Raw genomic sequence first — 16,647 nt, forward strand, 5'->3', positions numbered from 1 at the left:
AAGGTTTCTTCATTCGAGCGAAAACTATCTGAATCGTCAGACTATGAGCACATCCGCACCTCGTCAACCGTCCCGCAGCGCCGGCCGGGCGCGCGGCGCGGCCGCGGCTAGCATGAGGCCCATGGAAAACGCCGCCGCCGCCGCACCCGCGAGCCGCGCCACGCTCTCGGAGGTCGCCGCGCTCGCCAACGTCTCGGTCGCGACGGTCTCGAAGGTCCTGAACGGGCGGGCCGGCGTCTCCGACGAGACCCGCAAGCGGATCGAGTCGCTGCTCGACGAGCGCAACTACAACCGGCGGCTGAGCGCGCAGAGCGAAGCGCCGCTCATCGACGTGCTGTGCTTCGAGATCGACAGCCCGTTCGGCGGTGCGGCGATCGCCGGCATCGAGCGGGTCGCGAGCGAGCACGGCATCGGCATGGTCGTCTCGGCGGCCCAGGAGTCGCACCTGCCGGGGCCCGGCTGGGTGGACGGCGTGCTGCGCAGGCAGCCGCTGGGAATCATCCTGGTGGCGGCGCTGCTCCCGGAGAAGGACAAGGCCCGGCTGCGCAGCCGGTCGATCCCGATCGTGATGATCGACCCCTACGGGGCGCCGGCGTCCGATGCCCCGTCCATCGGCTCGGCCGACTGGAACGGCGCGTTCCAGGCCACGCAGCACCTGATCGCGCTCGGGCACGAGCGCATCGCCATCATCACCGGGCCCGACAGCATGATGGCGTCGACGGCCCGCCTCTCCGGCTACCGTGCGGCGCTCGACGGTGCGAAGCTCCGGGTGAGGCCGGAGTACATCCGGCCGGGGGAGTTCCACCGCCAGGACGGCTTCGTGGAGGCGCGCGCGCTGCTGTCGTCGGCGGACGCGCCGACCGCGATCTTCGCCTCCAGCGACATCCAGGCGCTCGGCGTCTACGAGGCGGCGCGCGTGCTCGGCCTCCGGGTGCCGGAGGACCTCTCCGTCGTCGGGTACGACGACCTCTCGATCGCCGAGTGGGCGGGCCCGCCGCTCACCACGGTGCGGGTGCCGCTGGCCGAGATGGCCGAGCAGGCGACCCACCTGGTTACGCGCCTGCGCGACGAGCCGGAGCTGGCGTTCAGCCGGGTCGACATGGCGACCTCCCTCGTCGTGCGCGAGAGCACGGCCGCCCCGCGCTCCTGAGGCCGCGCGATCTCCGGTGTTCTGGCCGGTTTCGTGCGCCCAGTTAACGAAACGTTTCTAAATTCCAGGTAAAACTTGACTCGCGTTTACGTAGGCGTTTAGATTCACCTCAGTGTCAAGGCGCGTCCGATGGACGCGCCTCGCGAAGACGAAGAGGTCGCCCGGCCTCATCGGACTTCGATCACGCCGGGTCCACCGATCCGGCGCTCACCCGGACACGCTGACGTGTCCGCGACGCAAGAGGACTGACATGCGATTCACATTCACATCGAAGACGGTGCTGCGGTCGATCGCTGCGCTCACCGTGGCCGGTCTGGCGGGCCTCGGGCTCGCCGCCTGCTCGAGCTCGGGCTCGGGCGAGGCCGGCTCGGCGACGAGCGGGACGATCAACTGGTGGGGCTGGACTCCGACGAACACCGACGAGGCGAAGCAGTTCATCGCCGCCTTCAACAAGGAGTACCCGGACATCAAGGTCAACTTCAAGCTGATCGGGATCTCGGACTACCAGGCGGCGATGCGCCCGGCGCTCGCCTCCAACAGCGGGCCGGACGTGTTCGATCTGCAGCCCGGAGCCTACGTGCAGCAGTTCGGCAGCTATGCCGAAGACCTGGCCCCCACCGCCGAGAAGGCGCTGGGCAGCGACTGGAAGTCGAAGATCGCGAAGATCGCGGTCGACGGCCTCACGGCCAAGGGCAAGCTCACCGCGCTGCCGATCGGCTCGTCCTACGCCGGCTCGCTCTGGTACAACGCCGACATCTTCAAGAAGTACAACCTCCAGCCGCCGAAGACCCTCGACGAGTGGAAGCAGGTCTGCAAGACGCTGCAGAGCAACGGCCAGGGCTGCTTCGCCCAGGGCGCGTCGCAGGAGGGCTTCGACCAGGACACCCTGCAGGCCATCTCCAACTCGGTGGAACCCGGCTACTGGACCAAGGCGTCCAAGGGCGAGGCCAAGTGGGACTCGCCGCAGATCGTCCAGACCCTCTCGATCTGGAAGGACCTGTTCACCAGCGGGATCATGCAGGAGGGTGCGCTCGGGGCGCAGCAGTACCCGGACATCAACAACGGCTTCCTGACCGGCAAGTACGCCATGGTGATGATGGGCAGCTGGTACACCCAGTACGCCACCGAGGCCGCCATGACGCAGTCGATCTCCGCGGCGGGCGTCGCGGGCGCCAAGCCGTTCCCGATCCTGCCGATCCACTTCCCGGACGTGGCGGGCAAGGGCAACACCAGCGAGATGTTCGGTGACGCCGACTACGGCCTGGCCGTGGCGAGCAAGTCGAAGCACCGCTCGGCGGCCGAGACGTTCGTCAAGTGGATGTCGACCAGCACCAAGGGCCAGCAGGTCGTCGCGGACCGCCTCGACACCACGCCGGTGCTCAAGGGCGTCGCGCCCGACTTCACGAGCATCAAGTTCGTGGACGAGGCCCAGCAGTCCAAGCCGGTCAACGACTACCTCGACGGCTTGACCGCGATCGACGAGCCCCGGTTCGCCCTGCTGAACGCCGACATCGAGAACGCCTTCCTGGCTGCGGCACAGTCGGTCGGCAGCGGCAGCGCGACACCGCAGGCGGCGGCGAAGACGCTGCAGCAGGCCGCCGACGCGGCCAAGGCGGCGAACGGATGACTGTCTCCACCCAGGAGCGGTTGACCCGCGCGGTCGGCTCGTCGAGCCGGCCGCGCGGCCGCCGCCTCCAAGCCCCTGGACTGCCCTGGATCCTGCCGGCGCTCGTGCTGAGCGCCGGGCTGATCTACTACTGCATCGGCTACACCGGCTACATCTCGACGTTGAACTGGGACGGCGCGAGCCCCGACCCCGAGTCCATCGCGCTGCGCAACTACGCCAACATCGCCAACGACCCGGTGTTCTGGGGCGCGATCTGGCACACCGTGATCTTCTTCATCGTCACCTTCACGTTCCAGACGGCGCTCGGCGTGCTGTTCGCGGTGATCATGCACTCGCGGATCAAGCTCGCCGTCGTCTACAAGGTGATCATCTTCGTCCCCGTGGTCCTCGCGCCCGCCATCATGGCGCCCGTGTTCCGCCAGATCTTCGCCGCGGACGGCCAGCTGAACCAGGTGCTGCACTTCATCGGCCTCGGCTTCCTCGCCCAGCCGTGGATCGGCCAGTCGTCGACGGCGCTGCCGGTCATCATGGTGATCACCATCTGGCAGTGGACCGGCCTCACCTTCGTGCTCTACTACGCGGCGATGAGCCAGGTCGATCAGTCCCTGATCGAGGCGGCACGGATCGACGGCGCGGGCAACATCCGCACGCTGACCAGCATCATCTGGCCGACCCTGCGCGGCACGACCCTGGCGCTCGGCATCCTGAGCGCGATCGGCGCGCTGAAGACCTTCGACATCCCGTGGCTGGTGACGATCGGCGGGCCGAACAACGCGACGCAGTTCCTCGGCACGTACATCTACCAGATGACCATCCAGCTCGCCCACGTCGGCTACGGCGCCGCCCTTTCGATCATCCTGCTCGTCATCGCGCTCGCCATGGCGATCCTGCTGCAGGTGTTCGGCCGGGAGCGGACCGGGCTCGAGCGGACGGCCGGGATCGGCAGGCGGGGACGCCGCGAGAAGACGGGAGCCCGCTGATGTTCGAAGTCCGCCGCTGGTGGAGCAAGGGCCTGCTGCAACTGCTGGCCACGGTCCTCGTGCTCCCGTATCTCTTCCCGCTGATCGCGATGGTGCAGGGCTCGTTCGCCGGCGCCGGCTGGGGCAACTACCGCGACGTGCTGGCGGTGCCGGGCTTCTTCCGGTTCTTCCTGAACAGCGCGATCATCTCCGCCGGGGTCATCGTCCTGGTCTACGCGGTGACGATGCTCGCCGCCTACGGGTTCGCGAAGCTGCACATCCGCTTCCGGGAGGTCTACTTCTGGATGCTGCTGGCCTGCCTCACGCTGCCGGAGGTCGTGCTGCTGACGCCGCTGTTCGTCACCACCCAGGCTCTCGGGCTGTTCAACACGTACGCCGCGGTGATCCTGCCGCTCGCCGCGCTGCAGATCCCGTTCGCCGTGCTGCTGACCCGCAACTTCATCAACGGCCTCCCGGACGAGATGTTCGAGGCGGCCCGCGTCGACGGCGCCAACTCGGTCCGCGGCTTCTTCGCCCTGATCGTGCCGCTCACCCGGCCGATCGCGGCCGCCGTCCTGATCTTCACGCTGATCGGCGCGTGGAACGACTACCTGATGCCCCTGGTGTTCCTGCAGTCGCAGGACATGCAGACCATCACGCTGGTGCCGCAGTTCTTCGTCGGGGAGTTCAGCAACGACCAGACCAAGATCCTGGCCTCTGCGGTGCTGACCGCGATCCCGGAGATCGTCGCCTACCTGTGCCTGCAGGGCATGTTCGAGCGCGGCCTCGCGGCCGGCGCCATCAAGTGAATCCGACCCTAGGAGTCTAGAAAAATGCCACTCATCCAAGTCGACCTCGAGCGCGAGCTGTTCGAGAACTCCCACGCGGAGATCGGGGACGCGATCCACGACGCGCAGATCGAGGCGCTCGGAATCCCCGCCGACGACCGCTTCCAGGTCTTCCGCCCGCACGGCGCGGACGAGCTGAAGTTCGACCCCGGGTACAACGACGTCGACCGCAGGAGCCTGCTGCTCATCCGCGTGACGGCCGTCCACATGTATCCTGTCGCCGTCAAGCGGCGGTTCTTCGAGACGGTGGTGGCCAAGCTGGCGCCGCTCGGGATCCGGTCGGAGGACGTGCTGATCTCGCTCGTCGAGAACGGCTTCGAGGATTGGTACGCGGGACGATGACCGGTGCGGAGTTGCTGAGCCACGACGGGGCGCCGCTGAGCGTGCTGTTCCTCGGCGGGACGGGCACGATCAGCGCGTCCTGCGTGCGGCTCGCCGCCGCGAGCGGCATGGCCGTCACCGTGCTCACCCGCGGTGCGAACGCCACCGGACGGGCCCTGCCCGCCGGGGTCGAGAAGGTGTTCGGGGACGTGTCCGACTCGGCGTCGGTCCGTGCCGCCCTCGGCGAGCGTTCGTTCGACGCCGTGGTGAACTTCCTCTCCTACGACGAGGACGACGTCGCCCGCTGGGTGGAGCTGTTCTCGGGCCGCACCCGGCAGTACGTCCACATCAGTTCGGCGTCGATCTACGCCAAGCCGGTGCGGACCACCCCGATCACCGAGTCCACCCCGACCGGGCCGAACCCGCCGCTGCCCTACGCGACGGCGAAGTGGCGGGCGGAGCTCGCTCTCGCCCGCGCGCACCGCGAGCAGGGCTTCCCGGTCACCGTCATCCGGCCGTCGCACACGTACGACGACGCGAACCCGCCGCTGCCCGGCGGCTGGACCGTGATCGACCGGATCGCCCGCGGAGCCGAGATCCCCGTGCACGGCGACGGGACCTCGCTGTGGACGCTGACCCACGCCGAGGACTTCGCGCAGGGCCTGGTCGGGCTGCTCGGCAGCGAGCGCGCGGTGGGGGAGACCTTCCACATCACCGGCGACGACGTGCTGACGTGGGACCAGATCTACGGCCTGTTCGCGAACGCTCTCGGCGTCGAGGCGCGGCTGGTCCACGTCGCGAGCGAGCTGTTCCCCGTGGTCGCCCCCGAGTGGTTCTGGTCGGGCGAGTTCGTCGGCGACCTCGGTCACTCCGCGGTCTTCGACACGTCCAAGATCCGCCGGTTCGTCCCCGGGTTCGCCCCGAAGCTCACGTTCGAGCGGGCGGTGCGGCGGATGATGGAGTGGCGGGCGGCCCATCCCGACATCGCGACCGGCGACGCGCCCACGGAAGAGGTCCTCGACCGGGTCGTCGACGCCTACCACGCGGCCCGTCAGTCGTTCGCCGACCGCGCGCCCGTGCTCCAGGAGGCGACGGCGTGATAGTGGCCACCCGTCAGCTGGGCGCCACCGGGCTGGAGGTGACGGAGCTCTGCATGGGCACCAGCCCGCTGGCGAGCATGCCGCAGCTCTACGGCTACCCGGTGACCGCCGAGCGGGCGGTCGCGACGGTCGAGGCGGTGTTCGACAGCGACATCCGCTTCATCGACACCTCGAACGGCTACGGGGACGACGGAACGGCGGAACGGCGGATCGGCGCCGCCATCGCCGAGCGCGGCGGCCTCCCGGACGGCGTCGTGCTCGCGACCAAGGTCGACCCCGACCCGGTGACCGGCGACTTCTCGGGCGAGCGCGTGTTCGCCTCGTACGCCGAGAGCCTCGAGCGCCTCGGCGTGGAGCGGGTGCCGCTGCTGTACCTGCACGACCCGGAGCGGATCCCGTTCGAGGAAGCCGTGGAGGCCGGCGGCCCCGTGGACGCGCTGGTGGCCCTGCGCGCCCGCGGCCTGGTCGGCCACATCGGCGTCGCCGGCGGCCCGGTCGGGCTGATGCGCCGCTACCTCGAGACCGGGGTCTTCGACGTGGTGCTGAGCCACAACCGCTACACCCTGGTGGACCGCTCGGCGGAGGAGCTCTTCGGCTTCGCCCGCCAGCACGGGATCGGCGTCGTGAACGCGGCTCCGTACGGCGGCGGCATGCTCGCCAAGGGTCCGGACGTCCAGTCGAACTACGGCTACGGCGAACGCCCCGGCGAGCTCGCCGACGCGGTGCGGGCGATGGCGGAGGCCTGCGCGGAGCACGGCGTGCCGCTGCCCGCCGCGGCGCTGCAGTTCTCGCTGCGGTCCCCGCTGATCGACTCGACGGTGGTGGGCGTCTCCTCGCCGGAGCGGGTCGCTCAGACGCTCGGCTACGCCGAGTGGGACATCCCCGAGGCGCTGTGGGGGCGGCTGGAGGAACTGGTGCCGTCCTCGCAGAACTGGCTCGGATGAGCGCGGCCGAACCGTCGGGTGCCGCCGCGCGGCCGTTGCGGATCGGCGTGCTGGGAGCGGCCGGCATCGCGCCGCGCGCCATCATCGCGCCCGCGCGCCGCCGCGACGACGCCGAGATCGCCGCGGTCGCGTCACGGCACGACGCCGCGGGCTTCGCCGCCCGCCACGGGATCCCGACCGCCTGCGACACGTATGAGGAACTGCTCGCCGACCCGACCCTCGACCTGGTCTACGTCGCGCTCCCGCCGTCGGAGCACGCGCGCTGGACCATCGCGGCGCTCGAAGCGGGCAGGGACGTGCTCTGCGAGAAGCCGATGACCATGGACGCGGCGCAGGCGCGGGAGGTCTTCGCGGCCGCCGAGCGCACCGGCCACCGGGCGGTCGAGGCGTTCCACGACCACTACCACCCGCTGCAGGAGTGGCTCCGGTCGTTCGTGGCATCCGGTGAGCTGGGCACGCCGCTGTCGGCCACGGCGACCTTCACCGGCGCCAACCCCTACGACCCGCGGTCGATCCGGCACGCTCCCGAGCTGGGCGGCGGCGCCCTGATGGACCTCGGCTGCTACCCGCTGCACTGGCTGCGGAGCCTGTTCGGCGAGCCCGAGGTCGTCTCGGCCCGTGCCGCGCTGAATCCGCTGGGCGCCGACGTGTCGATCGAGGCGTCGCTCTCCTTCGGCGGCGACGTGACCGCCCGGCTGACCGCGAGCATGGAGCCCGACGTCGCCCTCGACTCGAGCATCGAGGTGCGCGGCTCCGACGCCGTCGTGCGCGTGCAGAACCTGGTGTTCCCGGTGCAGGGCCACACGATCGAGGTCGAGCGCGACGGCGTCGGCACGCGCTCGACAGTGGCCGGCCTCGACACCTACGACCATCAGCTCGCGGCGGTGATCCACGCGCTGCGGACCGGGACGCCCCTGCCCACAGAAGGCATGGACTACGTCGGGAACATGGCGGCGATCGACGCCGTGTACCGTGCGGCCGGGGTCGGTCGCGCGCCGGTTACCGCCGGCTAGGCCCGCACCGAGTCGCGCTGGACCAGCGGCATCGAGACCCGGGTCTCGCCCGCCGGGCCGCCGCCGAGCAGCAGCTCGACGGAGCGCCGGCCCATCTCCTGGTGGGGGAGGGCCACGGTCGTCAGCCCGGGCCGCAGGTAGGCGGCCAGCTCGTCGTTGTCGAAGGACACGATCGAGATGTCCTCGGGGACGCGGAGCCCGGCCTCCGCGATCGCCTGGTAGGCGCCGAAGGCCAGCCGGTCGTTCATGGCGAGGATGGCCGCCGGCCGGTTGCGCTGGCGGAGGATCTTCGTGGTCGCCTGGTAGCCGCCGTCGGGCTCCCAGAGCCAGATCGACGCCTCGCTGCTGAACTCGGCGTCGCGGTCGGCCATCGCGCCGCGGATGCCCGCGATGCGCTCGGCGACCGTCGCGGAGCGGAAAAGGCCCTGCTCCTGCTTCTCGCTGTGCCCGAGCAGTGCGATGCCGTCGTGGAACCCGGCGCCGAACAGCACCTCGACGGCCGTGCGGCCGCCTTCGCGCTCGTCCGGGAGGACGGCGCGGGGGAAGCGCGCGTTGGTGGCGTTCAGCATCACGGCCGGCGTCTCGAACGCGATCTCGGGCAGGAAGAGCTCCCTGGCGCGCATGGACGCGAAGACGAAGCCGTCGACCTGGCGGTCGAGCGCGGCCCCGATGGCCTCGGTCTCGCGCTTGGGCTCGCCGCCGGTCTCGAGCACCATCATCACGTGACCCGCCGCCTCGGCCGCCGCGATCGCCCCGGTGATGAGCCCGGACGCGTAGCGCGTCGTCGCCACGAGGTCGGAGACGAACGCGATCGTGTGCGTCTTGTCCGTCTTCAGCCCCCGGGCCGCGACGTTCGGCCGGTAGCCGAGCTCGGCGGCGGCCGTGTGCACGCGGTCGTGCGCGTCCTGCGAGAGCCGGGTGTCGGGCCGTCCGTTGAGGATCATGGACGCCGCGGACACCGAGAGCCCGGCCCTCCGCGCCACGTCGGCGAGTGTCACCCGCTTGCTGAGCATCCCGTTCCTCCTCTAGCGGATGCTATCCGCTCTGTTCGTCACAACCCGCGAATCACATTTGACAAACCCGGGGACGTGACTCAGTATAAGCGTGCTGAAAGCATTTAGCAGCGGGATCGAACCCGATCCGGTCCTGACGACAAGGGAGTCCTGTATGTCAATCGCCTCTCCTCGGCGCCACGTCCGTGGCGTCCTCCTCGCCGGAGCGGTGGCCTCGGCCGTCGCTCTCGTGCTCGCGGGCTGCGCGCCCGGCTCCGCCACCAACGGGCCGGCCAAGGGCGCGACCGACGTGAGCACGCAGCTCACCTCCAAGAAGGTGACCCTCACCATCGCCGACGAGACGGGCTTCCCGCTCACCGACGACCTGGCCAAGGAGTTCACCAAGCAGCACCCGAACGTGACGTTCAAGATCACGCGCGACACGTTCCAGAACCTCACCGCGAACGCTCCGAAGCTGCTCGCGAGCTCCACCCCTCCCGACCTGATCCGTCTCCCGACGCTGGGCGACACGGTCAAGGACGGGCTCGTCGCGAACCTCGACCCGTACTTCAAGGCCTACGGCTGGGACAAGTGGCCCGCCGCACAGCTCGCGCCGCTGCGGATGACGGCCGACGGAGTCCGCGGCAGCGGATCGCTCTACCAGCTCGGCCTCGGCTACAGCGTGACCGGCGTCTTCGTGAACACGAAGCTCGCCGAGAAGGCGGGCATCACGAGCGTCCCCAAGACGCTCGACGAGCTCGGCGCCGACTTCGCGAAGGCGAAGGCGGCGGGCGTCGCCCCCCTGGTCGAAGGCGACAAGGACGGCGTGGTCAACTTCACGGTCCAGGCGGCCATGAACCAGTACGTCGACAAGCAGCACTTCCTCGACTGGATGTTCAACAAGCCGGGCGCCAGCTACGACCAGCCGGGCACCGTCAAGGGCGCCGACCTGATCCGCACGTGGGCGGACGCCGGGTACTTCAACTCGGACATCAACGCCGTCGACTACTTCACGTTCGTGAGCAACTTCCAGGACGGCAAGGGCGTCTACACGTTCAACGGCAACTGGGAGGCGGCGAACTACGCCAAGAAGCTCGGCAAGGACGTGCAGTTCTTCCTCGTCCCGCCGGCGAAGGCGGGCGGCGACCACGTCGCGATGGGCGCGGCGAACTCGTTCTCCGCGGCGGCCAAGTCGAAGAACCTCGACACGGTGGCATACTTCCTGAACTGGGTGCACACCAACGCCAAGGCGCGCCAGCTCGTCGTCGACGTGACCGGCGCCGCTCCCGGCGGCGACCCGGCCGAGGCGCAGCCGAAGGTGGAGAAGGGCTCGATCACCGAGCAGGTCCTCGCCGCCGCAGCCCAGATCGGCAAGGAGAACGGCCAGGTCGACTTCATGGCCAACACCACCGCGGGCATCTACGCCGGGGCGATCATCCCCGAGTCCCAGCTCCTGGTGACCAGCAAGATCACCGGCAAGGAGTTCGTCGACAAGGTGCAGGCCTTCTACGAGCAGGAAGTGAAGAAGTAACGATGACCTCTGTGCAGTCCCGCACCAGCGCTGCCGCGAGCCGCCAGGACTCGTCGGCGCGGCAGGCGGGCCGTGGCAGCGCTCGCGGGGCTGCGAAGCGCCCGGCCGTCCGGAGACGGACGGCCGGGCGCGGGAGGCGCATCGGCTGGCTCCTCGTCGCGCCCGCGCTGTTCTTCTACGCGGCGTTCGTGCTCTGGCCCCTCCTCCAGGGCATCCAGTACTCGTTCTACGACTGGAACGGCATCGGCGCCTCGACGTGGGTCGGCCTGGCCAACTACCTGACCGTCTTCACCGACCCTGACCTGCTCGGGTCGATCATCAACGCCTTCATCCTGATCGCGTTCTTCACGATCATCCCGGTCACGTTCGGCCTCGTGCTGGCGACGCTGATCCGCTCGATGCGGGCGGGAGCCTTCACGAGCTTCTCGCAGACCGTCCTGTTCCTGCCGCAGATCATCCCGCTCGCCGCGGCCGGCATCGCCTGGTCGTGGATGTACGCGCAGACCGGCGCGGTCAACCAGATCCTGAACGCGATCGGGCTCGGCGGCCTCGCCCGGCCGTGGCTCGGCGACTACCAGACGGCACTCCCCGCCGTCGGGCTCATCGGGTCGTGGACGCTGACCGGGCTCTGCACCGTGCTGCTGCTGACCGGCATCGGCAAGATCGACATCTCGCTGTACGAGGCCGCCCGCCTCGACGGGGCCGGCTGGTGGCGCGAGTTCTTCACCATCACGCTGCCCGGGCTGCGCCAGGAGCTCGCCGTCCTGATCACGCTCACGATCATCGCGGCGCTCAGCAGCTTCGACATCATCTACACCACCACGCTCGGCGGCCCCGGCCGCGCCACCCTCGTGCCGGGGATCTCGATCTACCGGATCGGGTTCACGCAGAGCGAGGTCGGACTCGCGTCGGCGTTCGGGATCATCCTGATGATCCTCGTCCTGCTCGTCGTCCTCCCGATCCAGCGTCTCTCGAAAGTCCGTGACTCATGATCGTCAACCCCGTCGAGAAGTGGACGGGCCGCGTGCTCCTCGCCGTCGTGCTCGTCCTCACCCTCATCCCGCTGGTCAACATGGCCTCCGCCGCCCTGCAGCCGGCCGACGTGAACCCCACGGGGCTCACCTGGCCGACGAACCCGCAGTGGGGCAACTTCGTCGAGGCGTTCAACACCGGGCACGTCTGGGAGCTGATGGGCTCCAGCGCGCTCATCGTGCTGGGCGTCGTGCCGATCAGCCTGGTGATCTCGAGCCTGGCGGGCTACGCGCTCGGCAGCCTGGACATCCGCGGCGGCCGCGCCCTGCTGATCCTCTTCATCCTCGGCCTGACGATCCCGTTCGAGGCGCTGATCATCCCGCTCTACTACGAGATGCAGTCGCTGAACGTGCTCAACACCCAGTGGGCGATCATCCTGCCGCTCATCGGCCTGTTCATGCCGTTCAGCGTGTTCTGGATGCGCGCGCACTTCGTCAACATGCCCGCCGAGCTGTCCGAAGCTGCGCGCGTCGACGGCGCGTCGATGTGGCAGGAGCTGCGGCACATCCACCTGCCCCTGGCCCGCCCCGCGCTGTCGGCGCTCGCGATCCTGCTCTTCCTCTGGACCTGGAACCAGTTCCTGCTGCCCGTGGTGCTCGTCGCCGACCCGCTCCAGCGGACCGTGGCCGGCGCGCTCACGTTCTTCCAGGGGCAGTACAGCCTCAGCATCCCGCTGCTGAACGCCGGCGCCCTGCTCATCATCGTTCCCACGATCGTGGTCTTCGTGATCTTCCAGCGCCAGTTCATCAAGGCGCTGATCCAGGGCGCGGTCAAGGGCTGACGGATGGCATTCAGCAAAGACGGCCTTTGGGTCTGGGACTTCTGGCTCGCCGACGACGGCGAGCGGCACCACCTCTACTACCTGCACGCGCCGACCTCGCTCGGCGACCCGGGGCTGCGGCACCGCAACGCACGGATCGGCCACGCGATCTCCGACGACCTCGTGACCTGGACGGACCTCGGCGAGGTGCTCGGCCCGGGGCAGCCCGACGACATCGACAGCTCCGCCACCTGGACCGGCAGCGTGATCCGCGGTGACGATGGGCTGTGGCGGATGTTCTACACCGGCTCGCGATTCCTCTCGCCGCACGACATCACGAACGTCGAGACCATCGGCGTCGCCGTCTCCGACGACCTCCACGTCTGGCGCAAGGACGCGGGTCTGCAGCTGCAGGCCGGCCCGGACTGGTACGAGATCCTCCCGGACGGCACCTGGCACGAGGAGGCCTGGCGGGATCCCTGGGTGTTCCGCGACGCGGCGGGGGAGGGCTGGCACATGCTGATCACGGCGCGCGCCCGCGGTGCCTGCTCGCGGCGGGACACCGACCGCGGGGTCATCGGGCACGCCCGGTCGGCCGACCTCGTGCACTGGGAGGTCCAGCCACCGCTCAGCGCGCCGGGAGCCGGCTTCGCGCACCTGGAGGTGCCGCAGGCGATCCGGCTCGCCGGACGCGACCTGCTGCTGTTCTCCTGCGACGCCGCCCACCTCGCGGGCGAGCGCGCCGGGACAGCTGGCGGGGTGTGGATCGCCGACGCCGCGTCGCCGACCGGGCCGTTCGCGCTCGACGACGCGCGGCTGCTCGCGCCCGAGAACCTGTACGCCGGACGCATCGTCGAGGACCGCAGCGGGACGCCGCGGTTCATCGCGTTCGAGAACATCGGCGGCGACGGCGGATTCCAGGGCCGGATCAGCGATCCGTACGAACTCGTCGTCGACGGCGCCGAGCTGCGGCTCGGAACGCTCGCACAGGAAGGGAACCTCGCCTGATGGCTGTCATCCATGGAGAAGCGGAGGCCGGGTACGAGCCCGTCGCCGCCGCGTTCGCCGAAGCGTTCCGGGACCGGCCGACGATGGGCGCCGGGCTCGCCGTCCGGGTGGGCGGCCGCCGGGTGGTCCACCTGTGGGGCGGCACCGCCGACGAGCGCACGGCGCGGCCGTGGGTCGCTGACACGCCGACGGTGATCTTCTCGTGCACCAAGGGACTGATGTCGGTGCTGGTCGCCCGGCTGGTGCAGGACGGGCTGGTCGACTACTCCGCGCCGGTCGCGCGCTACTGGCCGGAGTTCGCCGCTGCGGGCAAGTCCGGCGTGACGGTGGCCGAGCTCCTCTCGCACCGCACCGGCCTCTCGGCGCCGCGGGAGCGGATCACGTTCGACGAGCTGCTCGACTGGGAGCACATGACCGGGGTGCTCGCCCGGCAGAGCCCGCTCTGGGAGCCCGGCACCGGCTACGCGTACCACGCGATCACGCACGGCTGGCTGGCGGGCGAGCTGGTGCGCCGGGTGACCGGTGAGCTGCCCGGCGCGTACTTCGCCGAGCTGGTGCGCCCGCTCACCGGCGACGCCTGGATCGGGCTGCCGGACGCCGAGGCGGGCCGGGTGGCCCACCTCCAGGCGTCCGCGAGCCAACTGGAGGCCGGGGAGGAACTCCTCGCCGCGCCGTCCGAGTGGACGGGCCGCGCGATGACCCTGGGCGGCGCGCTGCCCGCCGCGCTGGTCACTCCGGACGGCGGATTCAACGACGCCCGGGTGCGGGCCGCGCAGATCCCCGGCGCCGGCGGCATCGCGACCGCCGACGCGCTCTCCGCCATCTGGTCCGCGACGGTCGTGGAGACCGCAGGCGCCCGGTTGCTCGACGACGCCACGGTGGCGCAGGCCGTCGTCCCGATGAGCGAGGGGGAGCCGGTCTTCCCGACCCCCGGTCCGTGGCCGCGCTGGGGACGCGGGGTGCAGCTCGACTCCGCCGCGCGTCGCTACCTCGGGCCGAGCAGTCTCGGGCACGACGGCGCGGGTGGCCAGGTCGCCTTCGCCGACGCCGACGCGCAGGTCGGCTTCGCGTTCGTGACGAACTGGCTGGAGGCCGGGGCGGACGACCGCGCGACGAACATCGTCGACGCCCTCCGCGGCGTGCTCGCCGAGCGGGCGCTGACGCCCACGAGCTGAGCTGCGGGAGCGGGCGCCGGCTCAGCCGGCGTGCGCTCCCTCGAACGGCGGCTCGCCGGCGCGGAGGACGTCGTCGGACTCCCGGATGGCGTGCTGCATCGCGCGCTCGGCGGCGACCGGGTCGCCCGCCGCCACAGCGTCGAGCACCCGCTTGTGGTCGGGGACCGGGTCGAGCCAGTCGGCGCCCGGATGGTGCTGGATGCGGTTGCGGGCGTCCAGAGCGTGGATCACGACCACCTCCAGCCGCATCATGAGCTCGTTGTGCGTCGCGCGCAGCAGGGTGAGGTGGAAGTCGCGGTCGGCTTCGGCCAGCCGGGAGGCGTTGCGGCCCGCCGACTCGAAGGCCGCGAACGCCGACCGCAGGGCGTCGACGTCGGTCTCGTCGCGGAACTCGGCGGCCAGGCGCGCGGCTGCCGGCTCGATGACGTCGCGGAGCTGGGAGAGCTCGGCGAGCAGGCGGTCGTCGTCGCGGCGTGCCTCGCGGCGCCAGAGGATGACGTCGCCGTCGAGCAGCTTCCACTGCTCGCGATCGGTGACGATCGTGCCGCGCTTGGGCCGGGAGTCGATCAGGCCCTTCTCGCGGATCACCCGCAGCGCTTCGCGGATCGCGGTCTTGCTCACACCGAACTCGGGCTCCAGCGCGTCGACGTCGATGCGGCTGCCGGGCGGATAGTCGCCGCGGACGATGCGGAGCCCGAGCTTGTCGACGAGCGCCGCGTGCAGATCTGCCATGAGTGGACCTTACCCGCCCGGGATGCGTTTCCCCGGGCTATTTTGCGTTTAGACCTATTGTTACTATTATTCCTAATTAACGCGGATACCCTGCCGCACGTTTACGAAGGAGTAGGCATTGCAGTCACGTCCCTCTCGCCCCCGCAGAACCCTCGCCCTGATCGCGACGCTCGCCGCGGGCGCGCTCGCGCTCGCCGGCTGCTCATCGGCCGCCCCGGGCAGCACCGCCGGAGCGAACACGCCGAAACCCGCGACGATCACCTTCGCCGCGTCGACCCTCGGCGACCCGGGTCGCGGACCCGGGCTCCAGAAGCTCATCGACGAGTACAACGCGAGCCAGAAGATCGTCACGGTCAAGCCCGCATCGGTCCCGTATCCGACGTTCGGCCAGACCGTCCTGACCCAGATGGGCGGCGGTGAGGGTCCCGACCTGGTCCGCTTCGACATGCCGGAGTTCGAGGCCGCCGCCGGGTCCAGCCTCCTGGAGCCGCTCGACGACTCGATCGACGCGAAGAAGCTCGGCCTCATCGCCGGCCCGGACAAGTACCTCACGGTCGACGGTCACCGTTACGGCGTCGTGTTCGAGGACGCCAACTACGGCATGTTCTACAACGCCGACCTCATCCCGACCCCGCCGACGACGTTCGACGAGTTCCTGCAGACGGCCAAGGGCCTCACCGCGGGCGACACCTACGGCCTCGCGTTCCGCCAGACGCAGGCGGAGGAGGCCGGTGTCTGGCAGGACATCTTCAACTATGTGCTCGGTTTCGGCGGCAACTGGTCCGACGGCAAGAAGCTGACGATCGACTCGCCGAACGTGATCAAGGGCCTGGAGGCCTACCAGAAGCTCTACGACGCCAACGTGATCCCGAAGGGCGCGGACGCCGCGACCTTCCGCAAGATGTTCGCCAACGGCAAGGTGGGCATGGAGCTCAACAACGGCGGCTACGCCACCGCGACCACCGCGGCAAACCCGCAGCTGAAGTTCTCGGTCGCGCGGATCCCGTTCCCGGTCAAGAAGCAGGGCGCGCTGCTCGCGCCGATCGTGGTCAACGCGAACAGCAAGCACAAGGACGCCGCGGTCGACTTCATCCACTGGCTGCTGAAGCCGGCCCAGCAGGTCAAGCTGCAGGAGGTGCTCGGCGCCAGCAGTGTCGCGACCCTCACGAAGCGCAGCGAGGCAAGCCTCCAGAAGTACCCCTTCCTGCCGGTGCTCGACGGTCTGACCGACTCCGGCGTGCCGCAGATCGTCGTCGGCTTCGGGGCGCAGACCCCGGACATCCGGCACATCGTCGTGACGCAGGTGCTCTCCGCCCTGCAGGGCCAGACGGACATGAAGTCCGCGATGCAGACGGCGCAGAAGCAGGCGCAGGAGCTGGTCGGGCAGTGAGCACCACGACGGGGTCGCGCCGCGCGGCGCGGCCCCCGCAGCCCGCGACGCCCGCGGCCGGCGGC

Annotated in this window: 16 protein-coding genes; 14 read left to right on the plus strand and 2 right to left on the minus strand. The window is 70.1% G+C overall.

From position 1 onward, the window contains the following. Positions 1 to 121: 121 nt before the first annotated feature. The 8 genes from AC3A3H_RS05220 to AC3A3H_RS05255 all read left to right on the plus strand — a co-directional run bounded on the left by AC3A3H_RS05220 (position 122) and on the right by AC3A3H_RS05255 (position 7,962). Entirely contained in the window at positions 122 to 1,150 is a 1,029-nt protein-coding gene (locus AC3A3H_RS05220) for a LacI family DNA-binding transcriptional regulator (protein WP_487613488.1), read from the plus strand. A gap of 250 nt (positions 1,151 to 1,400) precedes the next feature. Beyond that, the gene (locus AC3A3H_RS05225; protein ID WP_487613489.1) at positions 1,401 to 2,777 is read left to right on the plus strand and encodes an ABC transporter substrate-binding protein; all 1,377 of its coding nucleotides are present in this window, start codon (positions 1,401 to 1,403) and stop codon (positions 2,775 to 2,777) included. Continuing rightward, positions 2,774 to 3,757: a carbohydrate ABC transporter permease gene (locus AC3A3H_RS05230; protein WP_487613490.1), complete on the plus strand. Its 984-nt coding sequence runs from the start codon at positions 2,774 to 2,776 to the stop codon at positions 3,755 to 3,757. Before AC3A3H_RS05225 ends, AC3A3H_RS05230 begins: the two co-directional genes overlap by 4 nt. After that, positions 3,757 to 4,545: a carbohydrate ABC transporter permease gene (locus AC3A3H_RS05235; protein WP_487613491.1), complete on the plus strand. Its 789-nt coding sequence runs from the start codon at positions 3,757 to 3,759 to the stop codon at positions 4,543 to 4,545. Before AC3A3H_RS05230 ends, AC3A3H_RS05235 begins: the two co-directional genes overlap by 1 nt. Before the next feature lie 24 nt (positions 4,546 to 4,569). Then, positions 4,570 to 4,926 carry a tautomerase family protein gene (locus AC3A3H_RS05240; protein ID WP_487613492.1) on the plus strand — a complete coding sequence of 119 codons (357 nt, stop codon included), beginning with the start codon at positions 4,570 to 4,572 and terminating at the stop codon, positions 4,924 to 4,926. Continuing rightward, positions 4,923 to 6,005 (plus strand): NAD-dependent epimerase/dehydratase family protein, encoded by a 1,083-nt coding sequence (locus tag AC3A3H_RS05245; RefSeq protein WP_487613493.1) that lies wholly within the window; start codon positions 4,923 to 4,925, stop codon positions 6,003 to 6,005. The genes AC3A3H_RS05240 and AC3A3H_RS05245 overlap by 4 nt, the downstream gene beginning before the upstream one ends. A 2-nt stretch (positions 6,006 to 6,007) precedes the next feature. Beyond that, complete coding sequence (locus tag AC3A3H_RS05250) at positions 6,008 to 6,949, plus strand: aldo/keto reductase (protein WP_487613494.1); 942 nt, start codon at positions 6,008 to 6,010, stop codon at positions 6,947 to 6,949. Beyond that, a complete protein-coding gene (locus AC3A3H_RS05255; protein ID WP_487613495.1) occupies positions 6,946 to 7,962 on the plus strand; it encodes a Gfo/Idh/MocA family protein in 1,017 nt (338 codons plus the stop codon). Before AC3A3H_RS05250 ends, AC3A3H_RS05255 begins: the two co-directional genes overlap by 4 nt. Here the strand turns inward: AC3A3H_RS05255 and AC3A3H_RS05260 are convergent. Then, positions 7,959 to 8,975, minus strand: a complete 1,017-nt coding sequence (locus AC3A3H_RS05260; protein WP_487613496.1) for a LacI family DNA-binding transcriptional regulator — start codon at positions 8,973 to 8,975, stop codon at positions 7,959 to 7,961. The two genes, AC3A3H_RS05255 and AC3A3H_RS05260, sit on opposite strands and share 4 nt — an antisense overlap. A gap of 154 nt (positions 8,976 to 9,129) precedes the next feature. On the opposite strand from AC3A3H_RS05260, the gene AC3A3H_RS05265 reads away from it, so the two are divergent. The 5 genes from AC3A3H_RS05265 to AC3A3H_RS05285 are packed head-to-tail and all read left to right on the plus strand — an operon-like array spanning position 9,130 to position 14,460. Further along, the gene (locus tag AC3A3H_RS05265) at positions 9,130 to 10,485 is read left to right on the plus strand and encodes an ABC transporter substrate-binding protein (protein WP_487613497.1); all 1,356 of its coding nucleotides are present in this window, start codon (positions 9,130 to 9,132) and stop codon (positions 10,483 to 10,485) included. A gap of 2 nt (positions 10,486 to 10,487) precedes the next feature. After that, positions 10,488 to 11,477: a carbohydrate ABC transporter permease gene (locus AC3A3H_RS05270; protein ID WP_487613498.1), complete on the plus strand. Its 990-nt coding sequence runs from the start codon at positions 10,488 to 10,490 to the stop codon at positions 11,475 to 11,477. Next, a complete protein-coding gene (locus AC3A3H_RS05275; RefSeq protein ID WP_487613499.1) occupies positions 11,474 to 12,298 on the plus strand; it encodes a carbohydrate ABC transporter permease in 825 nt (274 codons plus the stop codon). The genes AC3A3H_RS05270 and AC3A3H_RS05275 overlap by 4 nt, the downstream gene beginning before the upstream one ends. 3 nt (positions 12,299 to 12,301) lie before the next feature. After that, complete coding sequence (locus tag AC3A3H_RS05280) at positions 12,302 to 13,285, plus strand: glycosyl hydrolase family 32 (protein WP_487613500.1); 984 nt, start codon at positions 12,302 to 12,304, stop codon at positions 13,283 to 13,285. Then, entirely contained in the window at positions 13,285 to 14,460 is a 1,176-nt protein-coding gene (locus AC3A3H_RS05285; RefSeq protein ID WP_487613501.1) for a serine hydrolase domain-containing protein, read from the plus strand. The genes AC3A3H_RS05280 and AC3A3H_RS05285 overlap by 1 nt, the downstream gene beginning before the upstream one ends. 21 nt (positions 14,461 to 14,481) lie before the next feature. On the opposite strand, the gene AC3A3H_RS05290 is transcribed toward AC3A3H_RS05285, so the two are convergent. Then, on the minus strand, positions 14,482 to 15,192 hold the full coding sequence (locus tag AC3A3H_RS05290; protein ID WP_487613502.1) for a FadR/GntR family transcriptional regulator: 711 nt from the start codon (positions 15,190 to 15,192) through the stop codon (positions 14,482 to 14,484). 118 nt (positions 15,193 to 15,310) lie between these two features. Between AC3A3H_RS05290 and AC3A3H_RS05295 the strand changes: the two genes are divergently transcribed. Continuing rightward, the gene (locus AC3A3H_RS05295; RefSeq protein WP_487613503.1) at positions 15,311 to 16,582 is read left to right on the plus strand and encodes an ABC transporter substrate-binding protein; all 1,272 of its coding nucleotides are present in this window, start codon (positions 15,311 to 15,313) and stop codon (positions 16,580 to 16,582) included. Positions 16,583 to 16,647 lie beyond the last annotated feature (65 nt).

The sequence above is a fragment of the Leifsonia sp. Soil_N53 genome, assembly GCF_057655165.1.

Bases quoted from the DNA above. Each gene is read 5' to 3' on its own strand.
- AC3A3H_RS05270 (WP_487613498.1), top strand. From the start codon at position 10,488: ATGACCTCTGTGCAGTCCCGCACCAGCGCTGCCGCGAGCCGCCAGGAC.
- AC3A3H_RS05285 (WP_487613501.1), top strand. From the start codon at position 13,285: ATGGCTGTCATCCATGGAGAAGCGGAGGCCGGGTACGAGCCCGTCGCC.
- AC3A3H_RS05245 (WP_487613493.1), top strand. From the start codon at position 4,923: ATGACCGGTGCGGAGTTGCTGAGCCACGACGGGGCGCCGCTGAGCGTG.
- AC3A3H_RS05240 (WP_487613492.1), top strand. From the start codon at position 4,570: ATGCCACTCATCCAAGTCGACCTCGAGCGCGAGCTGTTCGAGAACTCC.
- AC3A3H_RS05280 (WP_487613500.1), top strand. From the start codon at position 12,302: ATGGCATTCAGCAAAGACGGCCTTTGGGTCTGGGACTTCTGGCTCGCC.
- AC3A3H_RS05235 (WP_487613491.1), top strand. From the start codon at position 3,757: ATGTTCGAAGTCCGCCGCTGGTGGAGCAAGGGCCTGCTGCAACTGCTG.
- AC3A3H_RS05255 (WP_487613495.1), top strand. From the start codon at position 6,946: ATGAGCGCGGCCGAACCGTCGGGTGCCGCCGCGCGGCCGTTGCGGATC.
- AC3A3H_RS05230 (WP_487613490.1), top strand. From the start codon at position 2,774: ATGACTGTCTCCACCCAGGAGCGGTTGACCCGCGCGGTCGGCTCGTCG.
- AC3A3H_RS05265 (WP_487613497.1), top strand. From the start codon at position 9,130: ATGTCAATCGCCTCTCCTCGGCGCCACGTCCGTGGCGTCCTCCTCGCC.
- AC3A3H_RS05220 (WP_487613488.1), top strand. From the start codon at position 122: ATGGAAAACGCCGCCGCCGCCGCACCCGCGAGCCGCGCCACGCTCTCG.
- AC3A3H_RS05290 (WP_487613502.1), bottom strand. From the start codon at position 15,192: ATGGCAGATCTGCACGCGGCGCTCGTCGACAAGCTCGGGCTCCGCATC.
- AC3A3H_RS05225 (WP_487613489.1), top strand. From the start codon at position 1,401: ATGCGATTCACATTCACATCGAAGACGGTGCTGCGGTCGATCGCTGCG.
- AC3A3H_RS05260 (WP_487613496.1), bottom strand. From the start codon at position 8,975: ATGCTCAGCAAGCGGGTGACACTCGCCGACGTGGCGCGGAGGGCCGGG.
- AC3A3H_RS05275 (WP_487613499.1), top strand. From the start codon at position 11,474: ATGATCGTCAACCCCGTCGAGAAGTGGACGGGCCGCGTGCTCCTCGCC.